The organism is Sutcliffiella cohnii, assembly GCF_002250055.1.
In the GTDB taxonomy this organism is placed as follows: domain Bacteria; phylum Bacillota; class Bacilli; order Bacillales; family Bacillaceae_I; genus Sutcliffiella; species Sutcliffiella cohnii.
Genome location: NZ_CP018866.1, coordinates 2,444,107 through 2,461,789, shown reverse-complemented (window position 1 = coordinate 2,461,789; position 17,683 = coordinate 2,444,107). Strand labels below are relative to the sequence as shown.

General features: G+C 34.5%; 17 protein-coding genes. 15 read left to right on the top strand and 2 right to left on the bottom strand.

The annotated features are described in order from the left end of the window. The first annotated feature begins 3 nt into the window (after positions 1-3). The 4 genes from mutL (at position 4) to spoVK (ending at position 4,522) form a co-directional block, all read left to right on the top strand. Positions 4-1,884, top strand: coding sequence for a DNA mismatch repair endonuclease MutL (mutL, locus tag BC6307_RS12240; protein ID WP_066416536.1), 1,881 nt, complete (start codon positions 4-6; stop codon positions 1,882-1,884). Positions 1,885-2,130: 246 nt separating this feature from the next. Continuing rightward, positions 2,131-3,096 carry a tRNA (adenosine(37)-N6)-dimethylallyltransferase MiaA gene (miaA, locus tag BC6307_RS12235; RefSeq protein WP_094366313.1) on the top strand — a complete coding sequence of 322 codons (966 nt, stop codon included), beginning with the start codon at positions 2,131-2,133 and terminating at the stop codon, positions 3,094-3,096. Between the two features lie 14 nt (positions 3,097-3,110). Beyond that, positions 3,111-3,335, top strand: a complete 225-nt coding sequence (hfq, locus tag BC6307_RS12230) for an RNA chaperone Hfq (RefSeq protein ID WP_066416541.1) — start codon at positions 3,111-3,113, stop codon at positions 3,333-3,335. A 257-nt stretch (positions 3,336-3,592) separates the two neighbouring features. Further along, positions 3,593-4,522: a stage V sporulation protein K gene (spoVK, locus tag BC6307_RS12225; RefSeq protein ID WP_235858135.1), complete on the top strand. Its 930-nt coding sequence runs from the start codon at positions 3,593-3,595 to the stop codon at positions 4,520-4,522. Between the two features lie 128 nt (positions 4,523-4,650). Here the strand turns inward: spoVK and BC6307_RS12220 are convergent, their stop codons facing one another. Next, positions 4,651-5,262 carry a trimeric intracellular cation channel family protein gene (locus tag BC6307_RS12220; protein WP_066416543.1) on the bottom strand — a complete coding sequence of 204 codons (612 nt, stop codon included), beginning with the start codon at positions 5,260-5,262 and terminating at the stop codon, positions 4,651-4,653. A 262-nt stretch (positions 5,263-5,524) separates the two neighbouring features. On the opposite strand from BC6307_RS12220, the gene hflX reads away from it, so the two are divergent. From hflX to BC6307_RS12195, 5 genes are all read left to right on the top strand, one after another. Next, positions 5,525-6,769: a GTPase HflX gene (gene hflX / locus BC6307_RS12215; protein ID WP_066416605.1), complete on the top strand. Its 1,245-nt coding sequence runs from the start codon at positions 5,525-5,527 to the stop codon at positions 6,767-6,769. A 20-nt stretch (positions 6,770-6,789) separates the two neighbouring features. Then, positions 6,790-8,058, top strand: coding sequence for a methionine gamma-lyase family protein (locus BC6307_RS12210; RefSeq protein ID WP_066416545.1), 1,269 nt, complete (start codon positions 6,790-6,792; stop codon positions 8,056-8,058). Positions 8,059-8,214: 156 nt separating this feature from the next. Then, on the top strand, positions 8,215-8,619 hold the full coding sequence (locus tag BC6307_RS12205; protein ID WP_066416547.1) for a MerR family transcriptional regulator: 405 nt from the start codon (positions 8,215-8,217) through the stop codon (positions 8,617-8,619). Positions 8,620-8,690: 71 nt separating this feature from the next. Further along, positions 8,691-10,025 (top strand): type I glutamate--ammonia ligase, encoded by a 1,335-nt coding sequence (gene glnA / locus BC6307_RS12200; protein ID WP_066416549.1) that lies wholly within the window; start codon positions 8,691-8,693, stop codon positions 10,023-10,025. Positions 10,026-10,155: 130 nt separating this feature from the next. Beyond that, on the top strand, positions 10,156-10,776 hold the full coding sequence (locus BC6307_RS12195) for a hypothetical protein (RefSeq protein WP_066416553.1): 621 nt from the start codon (positions 10,156-10,158) through the stop codon (positions 10,774-10,776). 209 nt (positions 10,777-10,985) lie between these two features. Here BC6307_RS12195 and lexA read toward each other — a convergent pair whose 3' ends face one another. Next, a complete protein-coding gene (gene lexA, locus BC6307_RS12190) occupies positions 10,986-11,603 on the bottom strand; it encodes a transcriptional repressor LexA (RefSeq protein WP_066416554.1) in 618 nt (205 codons plus the stop codon). Positions 11,604-11,739: 136 nt separating this feature from the next. Between lexA and BC6307_RS12185 the strand changes: the two genes are divergently transcribed. From BC6307_RS12185 to BC6307_RS12160, 6 genes are all read left to right on the top strand, one after another. Further along, positions 11,740-12,414, top strand: a complete 675-nt coding sequence (locus BC6307_RS12185) for a YneB family resolvase-like protein (RefSeq protein WP_066416555.1) — start codon at positions 11,740-11,742, stop codon at positions 12,412-12,414. Positions 12,415-12,531: 117 nt separating this feature from the next. Continuing rightward, positions 12,532-12,762, top strand: a complete 231-nt coding sequence (locus BC6307_RS12180) for a DUF896 domain-containing protein (RefSeq protein WP_066416558.1) — start codon at positions 12,532-12,534, stop codon at positions 12,760-12,762. A gap of 70 nt (positions 12,763-12,832) precedes the next feature. Beyond that, complete coding sequence (tkt, locus tag BC6307_RS12175) at positions 12,833-14,836, top strand: transketolase (RefSeq protein WP_066416561.1); 2,004 nt, start codon at positions 12,833-12,835, stop codon at positions 14,834-14,836. 152 nt (positions 14,837-14,988) lie between these two features. Beyond that, complete coding sequence (sirA, locus tag BC6307_RS12170) at positions 14,989-15,426, top strand: sporulation inhibitor of replication protein SirA (RefSeq protein WP_066416563.1); 438 nt, start codon at positions 14,989-14,991, stop codon at positions 15,424-15,426. Positions 15,427-15,572: 146 nt separating this feature from the next. Further along, positions 15,573-15,791, top strand: coding sequence for a YneF family protein (locus tag BC6307_RS12165; RefSeq protein ID WP_066416564.1), 219 nt, complete (start codon positions 15,573-15,575; stop codon positions 15,789-15,791). 141 nt (positions 15,792-15,932) lie between these two features. After that, positions 15,933-17,681, top strand: a complete 1,749-nt coding sequence (locus BC6307_RS12160; protein WP_066416566.1) for an ABC transporter transmembrane domain-containing protein — start codon at positions 15,933-15,935, stop codon at positions 17,679-17,681. Positions 17,682-17,683: the final 2 nt, after the last annotated feature.

The following is a 17,683-nucleotide window of genomic DNA, read 5'->3' as shown; positions in this document are numbered from 1 at the left end:
GTAGTGGGGAAAATCATCCAGCTCAACGAACAGTTATCAAATAAAATAGCAGCTGGAGAAGTAGTCGAACGTCCGGCCTCTGTTGTAAAGGAACTAGTAGAAAATGCAATTGATGCAAATTCAACCATTATTCAAATTGAATTAGAAGAAGCTGGACTAACGAAGATTCGCATATTAGATAATGGAGATGGAATGGAAGAGGACGATGTTGCTAAAGCATTTTATCGTCATGCTACTAGTAAAATAAAAGATGAAAATGATCTTTTTCGTATTAGAACACTAGGATTCCGTGGAGAAGCATTGCCAAGTATTGCTTCTGTTTCAATATTTGAGCTAACGACGAGCACTGGTGAAGAAGCTGGAACTTATGTGAAATTAAAAGGCGGTATAGTTGAACTTACCGAGCCTTCTAATGCTCGTAAAGGTACAGATATTACAGTATCTCACTTATTTTACAATACACCTGCTCGTTTAAAGTATATGAAAACAATAAATACAGAGCTCGGTAATATTACAGATATCGTGTACAGGTTGGCGTTGGCTCATCCGGAAATTGCATTTCGTTTGTCACATAATGGGAAAAAAATATTCTCCACGAACGGAAATGGACAAACATTGCATGTATTAGCTTCCATTTATGGAATGTCTATTGCGAAAAAAATGATTCCGATCGACATATCATCACTAGATTTTAAAGTTACTGGTTTTTTAGCGCTTCCTGAAATAACGAGAGCGTCTAAAAATTATATATCTACTATTATTAATGGTCGTTTTGTGAAAAATTTCGTCTTAAATCGTGCAATACAAGCTGGTTATCATACGTTACTTCCGATTGGTCGTCACCCAATTGTGTTCTTACAAATTGAAATGGATCCATTATTAGTGGATGTGAATGTACATCCTGCAAAACTAGAAGTGAGAATAAGTAAAGAGGATGAACTTTACGAACTTGTTGTTGAAGGTATTAAACGGACATTTCAATCAAAAGAGCTAATTCCAACTGTAACTCCTTCTAAATCTTTTAGTACTGTAAAAAGCGAAACAGAGCAACATTCCTTTAATTTTGATGCAGCACCAGCAGTAAAGAAGGAAATCCATTTAACATCACAAATTAAAGAAGATGGTAACGAGAACTTTTTGCCAGACTATGATCAACCTTCACAGTTTAATAGTGATAGCACGATTAAAGAAGAGATAAAATGGACATCAAATGAAGAAACGGATATTATAAACGAATTGAAAGTTGAAACATTTTCCGAAGATAGACTTCCTACTTATGTTCAAGAAGAGGAACGTTTAAGTAGAGTACCGACGATGTATCCAATTGGGCAAATGCACGGGACTTATATTATTGCTCAAAATGAAAAAGGGCTATATTTAATTGACCAGCACGCAGCTCAAGAACGTATTAATTATGAATACTTCTATGATAAATTAGGTGATGTTGACCGTTCTGTACAACATTTATTAGTACCGATAACGATTGAGTGTTCGCCTGAAGAATATATGTTTCTAGAAGAAAATCTACACTTATTTTCCGAATGTGGTGTTTTCTTAGAGTCTTTTGGTCATCAAACATTTATTATTCGATCACATCCTGTTTGGTTTCCAAAGGGTGAGGAAAAAGAAATAATTGAAGATATGATGGAACAAATCTTAAAAACAAAAAAAATTAATGTGGCAAAACTTAGAGAAGAAGCAGCAATTATGATGAGCTGTAAAGCGGCAATTAAAGCAAACCATCATTTAAGGGAAGATGAAATATTTTCCTTGCTAGAAACATTAAGAAAAGTAAAGGATCCTTTTACTTGCCCGCATGGTAGACCAATTATTATACATTATAGTACGTATGAATTAGAAAAAATGTTTAAACGTGTAATGTAATATGACTTTATTCACACATAAATATCGAAATAGAAGATTAATAAAATGAGCTAAAAGAAAAAGATAATAAATAAGACAACCTATTTTGAAAAAAATAATAAATCAAGTAAAATATATATTAATAAAAGTGCTATAAAAGTATGTAATTATGGGAATAATAAGTTCTTGTTACAACTAATTATGCACTTTTTGTTTTACCATTATTAATGACGTATGTTTAAAGAGAGAAAAGAGTGATATATGGGAATGGGAGAAAAGGTAATTGTTATTATAGGACCAACCGCTGTAGGTAAAACAAAACTTAGTGTAGAACTAGCAAAAATCTTAAATGGTGAAATAATTAGTGGAGATTCGATGCAAATTTATAAAGGAATGGACATCGGTACCGCAAAAATAAAAGAGGAAGAGAAAGATGGCATAACACATCATTTAATTGATATTATCGAGCCTGATGAGTCATACTCTGTAGCCCAATTTCAAAAAAGTGTTAGAGAGTTAATATCTAAAATACACAAAAGAGGTAAAATGCCTATCATTGTAGGTGGTACAGGCCTCTACATACAATCAGTACTTTATGATTATCAGTTTTCCGAGAAGGGCCAAAATGAACAAATAAGAATAAAATTAGAACGTGAGGTTCAACAACTTGGGAATGACTACTTATATCAAAAACTCAAAGAAGTGGATCCAAAGAGTGCCGAACTAATACACCCTAACAATGTGAGGCGGGTTATTAGAGCGTTAGAAGTATACGAGAGTACAGGAATAAAATTTTCTGAAGCTACTAATGAGCGTGAAGAGAAATTATTGTATGATGTCGCATTAATTGGTTTGACAATGGATAGAGATAAATTGTATGAACGGATTAATATGCGTGTCGATATAATGCTAGAAGAAGGCTTACTACAAGAAGTAAAGGGTTTATATAATATAGGTATTAACGATTGTCAATCAATCCAAGCGATTGGCTATAAAGAATTATATTCCTACCTTGATGGGAATATCTCTTTTGAGGAAGCTATTCAACAATTAAAACAAAATTCACGTCGCTATGCTAAACGACAATTAACATGGTTTAGAAATAAAATGGAAGTAACGTGGTTTGATATGACGGAACATAGTGTAGATGAAAAATTATCGGAAATTTTGACATTTGTGGCAGGAAAGCTGCAACTTGAAGCGAATATAAAGCATTATAATTATAGAGATTAGAGGAGGACAAAGATATGAAACAATCTATTAACATTCAGGATCAATTTTTAAATCAATTACGGAAAGATGGAACTAACGTTACCGTATTTTTATTAAATGGCTTTCAGTTACGTGGGCTAGTTAAAGGATTTGATAATTTCACAGTTTTACTGGAAACTGAAGGTAAGCAACAACTTATTTATAAACATGCTATTTCAACTTTTTCCCCACAAAAAAATGTTCAGTTTGATATGGAATAAAAACCAGCGACTTCGCTGGTTTTTTTATTTAGTTTGTTCATATATACAAGCTCCATCATCATATATATGTGAAATAGGTGAATCATTAAAATGACCAAAGTATTATTTCTAATATTTCTTGGGAAAGCGCATAATATGACAAGTGTGAGCAAATATTGTAGAAATGTCCGTTAATTGCGCGAAAATTCAGAAGATATGACATTTAACTTCCTTTAAATGATATCATCAGTGCGAGGTGAACACTGTTGGATCCGTCAATGAGAACAGAGAACGGAAAGATAAATATAGTTTTAAATGGACAAAAAAAGCATTTAAAAGTAAAACACGTAAATCCTCCTATTGTAGAAAGAAAAGAACCAAGCTCTCAACATAAGGTGTTATTAGATATTGAAAAAGAGTTAGGTACACTAGTAGGCTTATCAGAAATGAAAAAAATCGTGCAAGAAATTTATGCGTGGATCTACGTAAATAAAAAAAGAGAAGAACAAGGTTTGAAAGCGGAGAAGCAAGTTTTGCATATGATGTTTAAAGGAAACCCAGGGACAGGCAAAACAACTGTTGCTCGATTAATTGGTAAACTATTTGTAGATATGAACGTCTTATCAAAAGGGCATTTGATTGAAGCAGAAAGAGCGGACCTTGTTGGAGAATATATCGGTCATACCGCTCAAAAAACGAGAGATTTAATAAAAAAAGCACTTGGTGGTATTTTGTTTGTTGACGAGGCATACTCACTAGCCCGAGGTGGAGAAAAAGACTTTGGTAAAGAAGCAATTGATACGATGGTAAAACATATGGAAGACAAACAGCATGAATTTATTTTAATTTTAGCTGGGTATAAAAATGAGATGGAAGAATTTTTACGAACTAATCCAGGCTTAGTTTCAAGGTTTCCGATAATAATTGATTTTCCTGATTATACAGTAGACGAATTAATGGAAATAACAATTCGTATGCTAAAGGAAAGAGAATATACATTGAGTAAAGAAGCGGAATGGAAATTAAGAAATCATTTAATCCAACTAAAAACAACCCTATTTCCTTCTGCATTTAGTAATGGTCGGTATGTTAGAAATATTATCGAAAAATCAATTAGGTCCCAAGCGATGAGGTTATTAAAAGAAGATATATTTCGCAGAGAAGACTTAATCACGCTCGAGAGTAAGGATATTGTAATAAATAGTTAAGTAAGCAAAAGAGCGTTAATCGGTTGAAATGAATTAACTGAACATAAAAACTATCCATCATCTATAATGGATAGTTTTTTGTTTACGACATATAGAATAATAGAATAATAACAAAATAGTTTGATCTATTAATAGCTACGTGCTTTAAGTGTTCGATTTGGTAATCTCCATTTATATGTGTATGACAACACTCTAAATGTAACGATGATTGCAAACAGGACGTATAACTGTATAGGTGACTTTGCAATTCCAAGCCCTATTGCCAGCCCAGCAAGTATAGCCCATGCTGCATAGATTTCAGATCTTAGTACGAGTGGTTTTCTTCCGGCTAAAACATCTCTAATAATTCCTCCACCACTACCAGTAAGTACTGCCGCAACAATTACCGCGCTTAGTGGATGGTTCATATTAGTGGCATATAATGCCCCTTGAATAGCGAATGCTGCTAATCCGATAGCATCTGTAAAGTTACCCCATTTTGTCCAATGTTTTAATACATTATTAGGGAAAAGGAACACTGCTGTCATGACAAATAAAGCAAGTTGGAATAATACACCTTGCTCCCATATTGCAGAAACAGGGACTCCTATTAACAAATTACGAACTACTCCGCCACCGAACGCTGTTACGATTCCTAATATATATACACCTAATATATCGTACTCTTCTTCCATTGCTACAATTGCCCCACTTATCGCAAATGCAATCGTACCAATAACATTAAATACTTCCCATGTCAAAATAACCACTCCGTTTAATCATTCAATAAAAAATATAAACATAACTGATTTTATAGTGGTTTATCAAATAAATCAATACATTTTTAGCACTTTAATGTATTAATGTTATACTTCTGTTTATAAAATGAATCTTCAATAAAAAGTTTGGTAAATGGAAAAAATGATATGAAGAAAGTAGTACTTTATTTACTTTTTTTGATATGATGTACGTATTGACTAAAAACGTAAAAGTAAAGGAGTTTACCGATTGAACGATATACATATTAATGATAAAGAAAGAGTTTTATTACTCGGTTGTCAGTTACCATATATAGATGATGAGCATTTTCAATATTCTATGGAGGAACTCTCTTCCTTGACGAAGACTGCAAATGGTGAAGTTGTCATGGTAGTAACACAGAAGCGAGATAAAGTACACTCCGCCACTTACATAGGGAAAGGGAAAGTAGAAGAATTAATTACATTGGAAGAAGAGTTAGAGTTTGACGTGATAATCGTCAACGATGAGCTTTCTCCAAGTCAAAACCGAAATTTATCTTCTATGTTGAATGCTCGTGTTATTGATCGAACTCAACTTATATTAGACATTTTCGCACAAAGAGCACGTTCTAAGGAAGGGAAGCTACAAGTTGAACTCGCCCAATTGCAATATTTACTACCAAGGTTAGGTGGGAAAGGGATTGAACTATCACGACTAGGTGGTGGGATCGGTACGAGAGGACCTGGTGAAACCAAATTAGAATCGGATCGCCGTCACATTAATAGAAGAATTGATGATATTAAAAGGCAATTGCAAAATATCGTAAAGCATCGTGGACAATACCGCGAAAGACGAAAAAGGAATCAAGTGTACCAAATTGCGCTCGTTGGTTATACGAATGCTGGTAAGTCCACCATTTTTAATCGATTGACAGAAGCCAATACATTTGAAGAAAACCTTTTATTTGCTACACTGGATCCTACGACTAGACAGTTAACACTCTCCAATGGATATCAAGCATTACTTACCGATACAGTAGGGTTTATACAAGATTTACCTACTTCATTAGTGGCTGCGTTTCGCTCGACATTAGAGGAAGTGGTGGAAGCTGATTTTATTCTACATGTTGTAGATAGTTCGGACCCGGATTATATGAATCATCAAAAAACAGTACATTCCTTATTAAATGAGCTTGGCGTTAAGGATGTACCATCGTTAACTGTTTATAATAAAAAGGATAGAATGCCGGATTCATTTATTCCTTCTACTAATGAAGAGAGTATAGTAATTAGTGCTCTAAATAAAGAAGATCAACTCCTGTTAGTTAGGAAGATTGAAGAAGTAATGAAACAGAAAATGGAACCATATAATATTTCTTTACCATCTGACTCAGGGAAGTTATTAGCAGCACTAAAAAAAGAAACGATACTTGAAAAAACGACGTTTAATGAAGTAAAAGAAGCTTATGAATGTAAAGGGTTCTATTTTAAGGATTCTCGACTTTCAGAGACAATAGAAAAACTATAGAAACATTAAAGGAGAAACATATGTTAGAAAATTTGCAACATGGGGAAACGTTAAAACCGATTGTACAAAAAATTGAAAGAAAGATTCAAGATGTTTTAAAAGAAGCAGATCAAGTTAGTGAATCGAACCAATTTCGTGTTCTTCAAAGTTTCCAGCAACATAGAATTAGCGATGCCCACTTTATGCCAACTACTGGCTACGGTTACGATGATATGGGGCGAGATGCATTAGAAAAAGTATATGCGGATGTTTTGGGTGGAGAAAGTGCACTAGTTCGTCCTCAAATAATTTCTGGAACACATGCCATTTCCATTGCTCTATTTGGTATTTTGCGACCTGGGGATGAATTGTTATATATTACAGGAAAGCCTTATGACACGTTAGAAGAAATTGTAGGTATACGTGGTTCTGGAGTAGGTTCTTTGAAAGATTTCCATATTAATTATAAAGCGATTGAATTGAAAAATAATAAAAGTATTGATTGGGAAGCTGTCAGTAACGCAATTACACCGAAAACAAAAATGATTGGGATACAGCGTTCCAAAGGTTATGCTACCCGACCGTCGTATACGATTGAAGAAATTGAAGAAATGATAAACTTTGTTAAGGAAATTAAATCAGATGTTATCGTTTTTGTCGATAATTGCTATGGTGAATTTATTGAATTTAAGGAACCTTGTCATGTTGGTGCTGATTTAATGGCTGGTTCATTAATCAAAAATCCAGGTGGAGGATTGGCGAAAACAGGAGGTTACATTGTAGGGAAACAAGAACTAGTAGAAGCATGCTCATACAGAATGACTTCACCAGGGATTGGTGCAGAAGCTGGTGCCTCTCTATATTCTTTACAAGAAATGTATCAAGGCTTTTTCCTTGCGCCTCATGTTGTTGCACAAGCTTTAAAAGGAGCGGTATTTACCGCGGCATTTTTAGAGGAGTTAGGTATGAATACATTTCCAAGCTGGGATAGTAAAAGGACCGATTTAATACAATCTGTACAATTTGATGACCGAGATAAAATGGTAGCATTTTGCCAAGCAATCCAATTTGCGTCCCCGATTAATTCTCACGTAACTCCATATCCAAACTATATGCCTGGATACGAGGATGACGTTATAATGGCTGCCGGCACATTCGTCCAAGGGGCAAGCATTGAATTAACGGCAGACGGTCCGATTAGACCTCCATACGTTGCCTATGTTCAAGGTGGCTTAACGTATTCCCATGTAAAGATTGCTGTTTGTACGGCAATAGACTCCTTACTAACAAAAAACTTAATAAAGATTTAACAAAAGACAGTCAATAGACTGTCTTTTTGTTATGGAAAAATATTATTTTACTATTTAATAAAAACGATGTTAGAAAACCTAACATTTAGTTGACAGTTAATCTAACATCGTTTAAGATAAATATATCTTAAAGAATAATTTATTGGAGGGTTTGTAATGAGTGATCAGATGAGAAGATCGATGCCGTTGTTCCCGATGAGTATTGTAATGAAATTAACTGAACTATCAGCTCGACAAATCCGATATTATGAAGAACATGGACTAATTACACCTGAAAGATCAGAAGGAAACAGAAGATTATTTTCATTTAATGATGTGGATCGTTTGTTAGAGATTAAAAGTTTACTAGAGCAAAAAATAAACATTGCTGGAATTAAACAAATTATGCAACTAAAAGAACAAGCGGCGATCATGACCGTTAAAGAAAAAATGAAAACAAAAGAAAAACGAGATTTATCGAATGAGGAGTTACGAAAAGTACTTCGAGCCGAAATGTTACAAGCTGGTAGATTCAATAAAACTAGTTTAAACCAAGGCGACATGTCTCGATTTTTCCATTAATTAGTTAGCTTAAAAATTTATATAAAACACCAAGATTAAATCTGAGAGAAAAAATTAGGGAGGAAATAAAAATGGCAAAATACGTGAAAGAAGATATTGTGCGCATCGTACAGGAGGAAAATGTAAAATATATTCGTCTTCAATTTACAGATATTTTAGGCACAATTAAAAATGTGGAAATCCCTGTAAGTCAATTAGAAAAAGCGTTAGATAATAAAATGATGTTTGATGGGTCTTCTATCGAAGGATTTGTACGTATTGAAGAGTCTGATATGTATTTATTCCCTGACCTAAATACATTTGTAGTATTCCCTTGGACATCGGAAAAAGGGAAGGTTGCGAGATTCATCTGTGACGTTCATAAAGCAGACGGTACGCCATTTGAAGGTGATCCTAGAACGAACTTAAAGCGTATTTTGAAAGAAATGGAAGATTTAGGATTCACAGATTTTAATCTTGGACCAGAACCGGAATTCTTCTTATTTAAGTTAGATGAAAAAGGAGAACCAACTTTAGAATTAAATGATAAAGGCGGTTACTTTGACTTAGCTCCAACAGACTTAGGGGAAAACTGTAGACGTGATATCGTATTAGAACTAGAGGAAATGGGCTTTGAAATTGAAGCATCTCATCATGAAGTAGCACCAGGACAACATGAAATTGATTTTAAATATGCTGATGCTCTTACAGCTTGTGACGAAATTCAAACGTTTAAACTTGTTGTAAAAACAATTGCGCGTAAACACGGTTTACATGCAACGTTTATGCCAAAACCTCTATTTGGGGTGAATGGATCTGGAATGCACTGTAACGTATCTTTATTTAAAAATGGAGTAAATGCGTTCTTTGATGAAAAAGCGGAACAACAACTTAGTGAAACGGCAAAACAATTTATTGCTGGAATCATCAAGCATGCGCCGCATTTTACAGCTGTTACAAACCCAACGGTAAACTCATATAAACGTTTAGTGCCAGGTTACGAGGCTCCTTGTTATGTAGCGTGGTCAGCGCAAAATCGTAGTCCTTTAGTTCGTATTCCTGCATCTCGTGGCATAAGTACACGTGTGGAAGTGCGTAGTGTAGACCCAGCGGCTAATCCATATTTAGCAATGGCTGTTCTATTAAAGGCAGGACTAGATGGTATCAAAAATAGTTTAACTCCACCTGCGCCAGTAGATCGTAACATTTATGTAATGAACAAAGAAGAGCGTTTGGCAGAAGGTATTGTAGATTTACCGGCAACATTAGCGCAAGCTCTTGAATTATTAAAAGAAAATGATGTTATTCAATCAGCATTAGGTGATCATTTATTGGAGCACTTTATTGAAGCTAAAGAGATTGAATGGGATATGTTTAGAAGTCAAGTTCACCCATGGGAACGTGACCAATATTTAACTCAATATTAATTAGTTTAACCTCTTGATACCTATGGTGTTGAGGGGTTTCTATTTTGTGTATTGAAAAAGTAGGTAAGTTTCTTTACCAAGTTTGTCGAATGCAGTATAATCAATCATATAAATAAGGGGGACAACTATAATGAAAATTATCAAAACATTGTCAATTGCATTATTTTTAAGTTTACTTATTACGGCATGTTCTAACGATAATGCAGATGTGGCGAACACAGAAGATGAACAGCAAAAGCAAGATCAACAAGTAGCTGATGAAGAAGAACAACAATGGCAATCTAAGCCTGGTGATGTAATGGATACAGAAGGTGGTAAATTTACACTTGTTGCTCGCAACTATAAAGTAGGTAATGTTGAGGTTGGACCGTTATCCTTTCACATCCCACAAGTAGCAACATTAAGCGGGGAACTTTATGACGATTTTAAAGAATTTGTTGGTGAAGATTATATTGAATATGTGCAAATAGATATGGAAGTAGTGAATTCCTCTGAACAAGATGTTGTTATTCAAGCAGGTGATATAAAAATAACAACGAGTAATGGAGAAGAAGTCTCACCTAGTGAAAAATTGAGTGTTATAATCGATAGTGAATTTGAAAAGAGTGAAACGAAGCAAGGGTCGTTATTCTTCTTATTAGAGACTGGAAACGTCGAAGAATTAGAATGGGTAGAAGTAAAGATTCCTGCTCCAACTGATGGTAGCGGAAATGAAATTGGTGAAGAGAAGTCTTTTAAAGTAGAACTATAATGAAGTATGAAAATCAGTGGGGTGAATATCCTGCTGACTTTTTAGTTTGTATTAGCTACTACAAAATGATGTCGAATTAGCTAATAAAGCAATATCTATGTAAATAAAATATGAGTTTGTCAAAAAAAAGACAGTGATAAAAACTAATTGTTTTAGTCACTTAAGAGGGTTCAAAAAGTCGATTGCTATGACTTTTTGAACCCTTTTTTTTAATGTATATTTCGATAAACGCCAATAACTTTACCTAGAATGGATACATTTCGCACTATAATAGGCTCTAGAGAGGAGTTCTCTGGTTGTAATCGAATATAATCCTTTTCTTTAAAGAATCGTTTCACAGTTGCTTCGTCGTCTTCTGTCATCGCTACAACAATATCTCCATTATTAGCTGATTGTTGTTGACGAACAATAACTAAGTCTCCATCCAAAATTCCAGCTTCAATCATACTGTCTCCCATAACTTCCAACATAAATACATGCTCGTCAGGAGCAACATATCGATCAGGTAGTGGAAAATATTCATCGATATTTTCAATTGCTGTTATTGGTTGACCAGCAGTTACTTTACCGACAATCGGAACATTCACTGCATTTACTTTAGGAATTTGCTTGTCATCTAAACTAATCACTTCAATTGCTCTCGGTTTTGTTGGATCTCTTCTAATGTATCCTTTACTTTCGAGTCTAGCTAGGTGACCGTGAACAGTTGAACTGGATGCTAACCCAACAGCTTCTCCAATTTCACGTACAGAAGGTGGATAGCCTTTTGCTTGTACTTCTTGCTTAATGAAATTTAAAATATCTTCTTGTCTTTTAGATAGTTTCATTTCCCCGCACCTCTATATGTATTATTAAGAATATTATAGCATAATTACCTATAGTATACAAACATAAGTTCGAAAAATAGCAGAATATATGTTTGCATGATAGAATAATAATAAATTTATTTGAAATGGTGATAAGATGAAAGGCGTTATTTACTGTAGAGTAAGCACAAATAAGGAAACACAAGAAACTTCTCTTGCTAGACAGAAAGAGGAGTTAAAGTTATTAGCTCAAAACAACAATATAGAAGTAATATCTGTCATTGAGGAACAAGCTAGTGGTTATAGCTTAGAGAGAGAGGGAATATATAATCTAATGGATTTGTTAGCTACCGACCCATTTGATGTACTGTTAGTACAAGATGAAACGAGAATTGGGAGGGGAAATGCCAAAATAGCTTTTTTCCATTTACTAAAAAAACATAATGTACTTATTTATTCTATAATCGACAACGGTAAATTAACTTTATCAGAATCAGATTCAATGGTTTTGCAAATTGTTTCTATTGTAGAAGAATACCAAAGAAAACTACATAATTTAAAAATAAAAAGAGGAATGAAAAAAGCAGTAGAAGAAGGATATAATCCGCTGAAAAACTTAAAAAATAATCATTTAAGTCCAGGGAGAGAAAGAAAAGAAGTTCCTGTAGAAGAAATAGTGCGATTACGTCATAACAAATTAACTTTCCATGAAATCGCCGCTACTCTTAGAGGGCTTGGATTCGATATATCTAAAGCAACGGTTAATAGAAGATATAAAGAGTACATGTTGCAGAAAGAAGATAGTACTCTTGCTAACAAAAGTGAGCTCTAGTAAGATGGAAAAGTAGCAAATTAAGAACTGTTAACTGGGGTTAGAGACATTTAATAAACCCAAAACAAAAAGGAAAATTATTTAAACTATTACGTAAAAGATAAAAGGAGTTTTAATATGCTTTCACAAGATAAAATGAAAAGAATTAATCTACTTGCAAAAAAAGCAAAATCAGAAGGTTTAACAGAAGAAGAGGCTAAAGAACAAAAAGAATTAAGAGCGGAATATGTAAAAACGTTTCGATCTTCTATGGTAGATACATTGAAATCAGTAACAATCGTCGATCCAAACGGAAATGATGTAACCCCTCAAAAATTAAAGGATGAGCAAAATAAAAAATTTCATTAAACATCCGAGTGTATTTTGTACATACTATAAATAGCATGACTAAAGAAAAGAAGAAAGAAGGTATATACGAATGACTTTAAATGTAGATCAATTATCAATTGCAACGATCCGTACATTATCTATTGATGCAATTGAAAAAGCAAAGTCTGGTCACCCAGGAATGCCGATGGGAGCAGCGCCAATGGCTTATACGCTTTGGACTAGTTTTATGAACCATAATCCAAAAAATCCTACATGGTTTAATCGTGATCGTTTTGTTCTATCTGCTGGTCATGGTTCCATGCTATTGTATAGTTTATTACATTTATCAGGATATGACGTAACAATGGACGATTTAAAGCAATTTCGTCAGTGGGGTAGTAAGACTCCTGGTCATCCAGAATTTGGTCATACACCAGGAGTAGATGCGACTACTGGACCGCTCGGACAAGGAATTGCAATGGCAGTTGGTATGGCGATGGCCGAACGCCATTTAGCTCATACATATAATAAAGAAAACTTTGAGCTAATTAATCATTTTACATATAGTATATGTGGTGATGGTGATTTAATGGAAGGTGTATCCGGAGAAGCTGCTTCTTTAGCTGCACATTTAAAACTCGGTAGATTAGTTGTCCTATATGATTCGAATGATATTTCGTTAGATGGAGATTTGAATCGCTCCTTCTCAGAAAGTATAAAGGATCGTTTCAACGCATATGGATGGCAATATGTTCGTGTAGAAGATGGTAATGACCTAAACGAAATCTCTAATGCATTGAAGGAAGCCCAATCAGATCTTAACCGTCCTACATTAATAGAGGTGAAAACGACAATTGGTTACGGGTCTCCAAATATGTCCGGTACTTCTGATGTACACGGAAAGCCACTAGGTGAGGATGAAAGGAAGTTAACAAAAGAAGCTTATAAATGGACGTTTGAAAATGATTTCCACGTGCCTGAAGAAGTATATGAGCACTTCCGAGCTACTGTTGAAGAGAAAGGTAACCAACTTGAAAATGAATGGAATAACCTCTTTGCTCAATACAAGGAGAAATATCCGGAAATCGGTAAACAACTTCAAGGTGCGATAGAGGGTAAACTTCCGGAAGGATGGGACCAAGATATACCTGTATATGAAGAAGGGAAAAGTCTTGCTTCTCGAGCATCTTCGGGTGAAGTAATGAATGCGATAGCAAAGAATATGCCACAATTACTCGGAGGGTCAGCTGATTTAGCAGGATCTAACAATACGATGATTAAAGGCGAAAAAGATTATACACCAGAAGATTATAGCGGTAGAAACATTTGGTTTGGGGTTCGTGAGTTCGGAATGGGCGCTGCTATGAACGGAATTGCGCTTCATGGTGGATTAAGAATATTTGGTGGAACGTTCTTCGTTTTCTCCGATTATTTGCGTCCTGCCATTCGATTAGCAGCCCTTCAACAATTGCCTGTTACGTATGTGTTTACTCATGATAGTATAGCTGTTGGTGAAGATGGTCCAACGCATGAGCCAATTGAGCAACTACCTTCTTTACGCTGTATGCCTAATTTATCTGTCATTAGACCAGCTGACGGAAATGAAACCGCTGCTGCATGGAGAGTTGCGATGGAATCAACACAAACACCTACTGCATTAGTATTAACTCGCCAAAACTTACCGACTATAAAAGATACGGACAAAAATGCATATGAAGGTGTTTCAAAAGGTGCTTACGTGATTTCTCCTGCGCAGAAGGAAACTGCCGATGCGTTACTTCTTGCTACTGGTTCAGAAGTCGGTTTAGCAGTTCAAGCTCAAGAAGCATTACGCCAAGAAGGAATTGAAGTTTCAGTTATTAGTATGCCATCTTGGGATCGATTTGAAAAACAATCAAAAGAGTATAAGGAATCAGTAATACCTAAAAGTGTGAAAAAAAGGTTAGGAATTGAAATGGCAAATCCACTAGGTTGGGAGCGCTATGTAGGTGATGAAGGAGATATTGTAGCCATTCATACGTTTGGCGCATCAGCACCAGGAGAAAAAATAATGGAGGAATACGGCTTTACTGTTCCGAATGTAGTAACAAAAGTAAAACAATTATTGTCTTAACTTTGAAGGTAGCACACAAAAGTGCTACCTTTTTTGTAACTTTTATATTGTTTCGACAAAAATAGTTCTTTCATGCTCCACTAATAGACAAACATTTTTTCTACTATTTTCTATACTTATAATAGAGTGAAATAGAAATAGGAGTGGGCCAAATGAGACAATATACCATTTATTTAATGAAAGAAGAGATTGTGGAATATTACGTTGGACAAGAGTATAAGCTATTTCAACTTTTTCAAGAATATGAGCAAAGCAAAAACTTGCAACCAATAATAAAAAAACAAATCGAATATATAACTTTACCAATCCAAGAATACTCATTATCCCAATTATTGAAACAAACGTTAAGTAAGCGGAAAGACTATGCTTTTAAAGGACATGAGCATACAATATGGATCCCTAAAGTTAAATCAAGCGCAAAATTATCTTTATACGAAAATTATATTGAATTATCCGCAACGGGCTCCTTTGAAGCAGAATCCATTTTATTTGAAGTGATTCGTAAAGATGCCCCATACTATTTAGCGATTGATATAAAGGCGGAGCGTTACGGTTGGCTTCAACCAATTAAACAAAGAAATTTTGTATAAAAGATTATACTATCAATCGCATTATATTACTAATAGAACATAGGAAAAAAATAAATAAATTTAGAAAATGAAAGGGAGATGTTGTATAATATAAATTTGTTTAGTAAACTACATTGGTAGACATGTTTTAAGGAGGAAATAGCAAGATGAACACTTGGATTTGGATACTATTAATTGTTCTTGCACTTATTGCAGGTGTTGCTCTTGGATTTTTCATCGCACGTAAGTATATGATGACTTACTTAAAGAAAAACCCACCAATCAACGAGCAAATGTTAAAAGTAATGATGATGCAAATGGGTATGAAGCCTTCACAGAAGAAAATTACTCAAATGATGAAAGCAATGAACAACCAAATGAAATAATAGAGGACAAGCATCCGTTATGGGTGCTTTTTCTTTTTTTGTAAAAATGATCTCGAATCTTCTAAGAAAAATATTTGTTTCTAAAAATTAGAAAATTTGCTAAAATATTATGAGTGAAAAAGAACATCTGGGGGAGAAATGATGAGCGTTTTTAAAGATTTATGGTGGTTCTTTAAATCAGAGAAAAAAGCGTATGCTTTTGGAGTAATTCTTTTAGCATTTGTAGCTTTATTAGAACTTGTACCGCCGATGATAGTAGGGAAAACAGTTGATTTTATTGCTGACGGGCAAGTTACAACAACTTTACTCGTTCAATTAATGCTAATCTTATTAATTTCTGCATTAGTAGTTTACGGACTACGATATTTATGGAGAATAATGATTTTTGGTGCATCCGTCCGATTAGCGCGGTTATTACGGAACAATTTATATAAACATTTTACAAAAATGTCTCCCAACTTTTATCAACGGAAAAGAGTTGGAGATTTAATGGCGCATTCAACAAATGACATTCAAGCCATTCAACAAACTGCCGGGGCAGGAGTACTAACATTAGTCGATTCTGTTATGACTGGTGGGTTTGTTATTATTGCAATGGCAACAACCATTAGTTGGAAACTCACTTTAATCTGTTTAATACCATTACCATTCATGGCGATATCTACTAATTATTATGGAACACTTTTACATAAAACTTTTCATAAAGCACAGGCTGCATTTTCTAGTTTGAATGATAAAGTTCAAGAAAGTGTAAATGGAATAAAAGTAATTAAAACGTTTGGACAAGAGAAGGAAGATATTGAAGAATTTGAAAAACAGTCTAATGATGTTGTGAAGAAAAATATTACAGTCGCGAAAATTGATTCTTTGTTCGATCCAACAATCGGACTAATCGTTGGAATTTCTTTCTTTTTAGCTGTTTCCTTTGGATCTTATTTTGTAGTAAATGAAGAAATGACAATAGGACAGCTAGTAGCATTTACGACCTATTTAGGACTATTAGTATGGCCAATGTTAGCTTTCGGCTGGCTATTCAATATTGTAGAGCGTGGAAGAGCTTCCTATGATCGAGTAACGGCATTATTAAAAGAAGAAGTAGATATTGAAGACATTAAAGATGCAAAAGCAACTATTCCGACAGGGGATATAGAATACAACCTTAAAGATTTTTATTATCCTACAAAGAAGGAAGTTGTTTTAGAAAATATACATTTCCAACTTCGACAAGGTGAAACGTTAGGTATCGTTGGGAAAACGGGAAGCGGTAAAACAACCCTTTTAAAATTATTAATTAGAGAATTTGATGGATATGATGGAGAAATAACGATCGGCAATCAGTCGATTAAATATTTTCAATTAGATTATTTGAGGCAGGCTATTGGTTATGTACCGCAAGATCATTTCCTTTTTTCTTCTACAGTAAGTGATAATATTTCATTTGCGGTGCCGACTGCATCTTATAACGATATTATCAATGCAGCAAAATTAGCTAATATACATGAAGACATTGTACAGTTTACAGAAGGGTACGAAACGATAGTAGGAGAAAGAGGAGTCTCTTTATCAGGAGGTCAAAAGCAAAGAATTTCTATTGCAAGAGCACTTTTAATGAATCCGGAAATATTAATATTAGATGATTCACTCTCGGCGGTAGATGCAAAAACGGAAGAAACCATCTTAAGTGCATTAAAAAGAGAGCGGCTAGGTAAAACGACTATCATTACTTCTCATCGATTAAGCGCGATACAACATGCGAACATCATTTTAGTTCTAGATGAAGGAAAAATCGTCCAAATAGGTACACATGATGAGTTAATGAAAGAAGAAGGATGGTATAAAGATATGTACCATCGCCAACAGCTAGAATCTCTTGTAGAGCATGGAGGTTAATT

What these genes read in the sequence shown, in the direction of transcription:
- BC6307_RS12160 (WP_066416566.1), top strand. Translation starts at nt 15,933, where the DNA reads ATGAGCGTTTTTAAAGATTTATGGTGGTTCTTTAAATCAGAGAAAAAA.
- BC6307_RS12165 (WP_066416564.1), top strand. Translation starts at nt 15,573, where the DNA reads ATGAACACTTGGATTTGGATACTATTAATTGTTCTTGCACTTATTGCA.
- miaA (WP_094366313.1), top strand. Translation starts at nt 2,131, where the DNA reads ATGGGAGAAAAGGTAATTGTTATTATAGGACCAACCGCTGTAGGTAAA.
- lexA (WP_066416554.1), bottom strand. Translation starts at nt 11,603, where the DNA reads ATGAAACTATCTAAAAGACAAGAAGATATTTTAAATTTCATTAAGCAA.
- BC6307_RS12205 (WP_066416547.1), top strand. Translation starts at nt 8,215, where the DNA reads ATGAGTGATCAGATGAGAAGATCGATGCCGTTGTTCCCGATGAGTATT.
- BC6307_RS12195 (WP_066416553.1), top strand. Translation starts at nt 10,156, where the DNA reads ATGAAAATTATCAAAACATTGTCAATTGCATTATTTTTAAGTTTACTT.
- BC6307_RS12210 (WP_066416545.1), top strand. Translation starts at nt 6,790, where the DNA reads ATGTTAGAAAATTTGCAACATGGGGAAACGTTAAAACCGATTGTACAA.
- sirA (WP_066416563.1), top strand. Translation starts at nt 14,989, where the DNA reads ATGAGACAATATACCATTTATTTAATGAAAGAAGAGATTGTGGAATAT.
- tkt (WP_066416561.1), top strand. Translation starts at nt 12,833, where the DNA reads ATGACTTTAAATGTAGATCAATTATCAATTGCAACGATCCGTACATTA.
- BC6307_RS12180 (WP_066416558.1), top strand. Translation starts at nt 12,532, where the DNA reads ATGCTTTCACAAGATAAAATGAAAAGAATTAATCTACTTGCAAAAAAA.
- glnA (WP_066416549.1), top strand. Translation starts at nt 8,691, where the DNA reads ATGGCAAAATACGTGAAAGAAGATATTGTGCGCATCGTACAGGAGGAA.
- spoVK (WP_235858135.1), top strand. Translation starts at nt 3,593, where the DNA reads ATGAGAACAGAGAACGGAAAGATAAATATAGTTTTAAATGGACAAAAA.
- BC6307_RS12185 (WP_066416555.1), top strand. Translation starts at nt 11,740, where the DNA reads ATGAAAGGCGTTATTTACTGTAGAGTAAGCACAAATAAGGAAACACAA.
- hfq (WP_066416541.1), top strand. Translation starts at nt 3,111, where the DNA reads ATGAAACAATCTATTAACATTCAGGATCAATTTTTAAATCAATTACGG.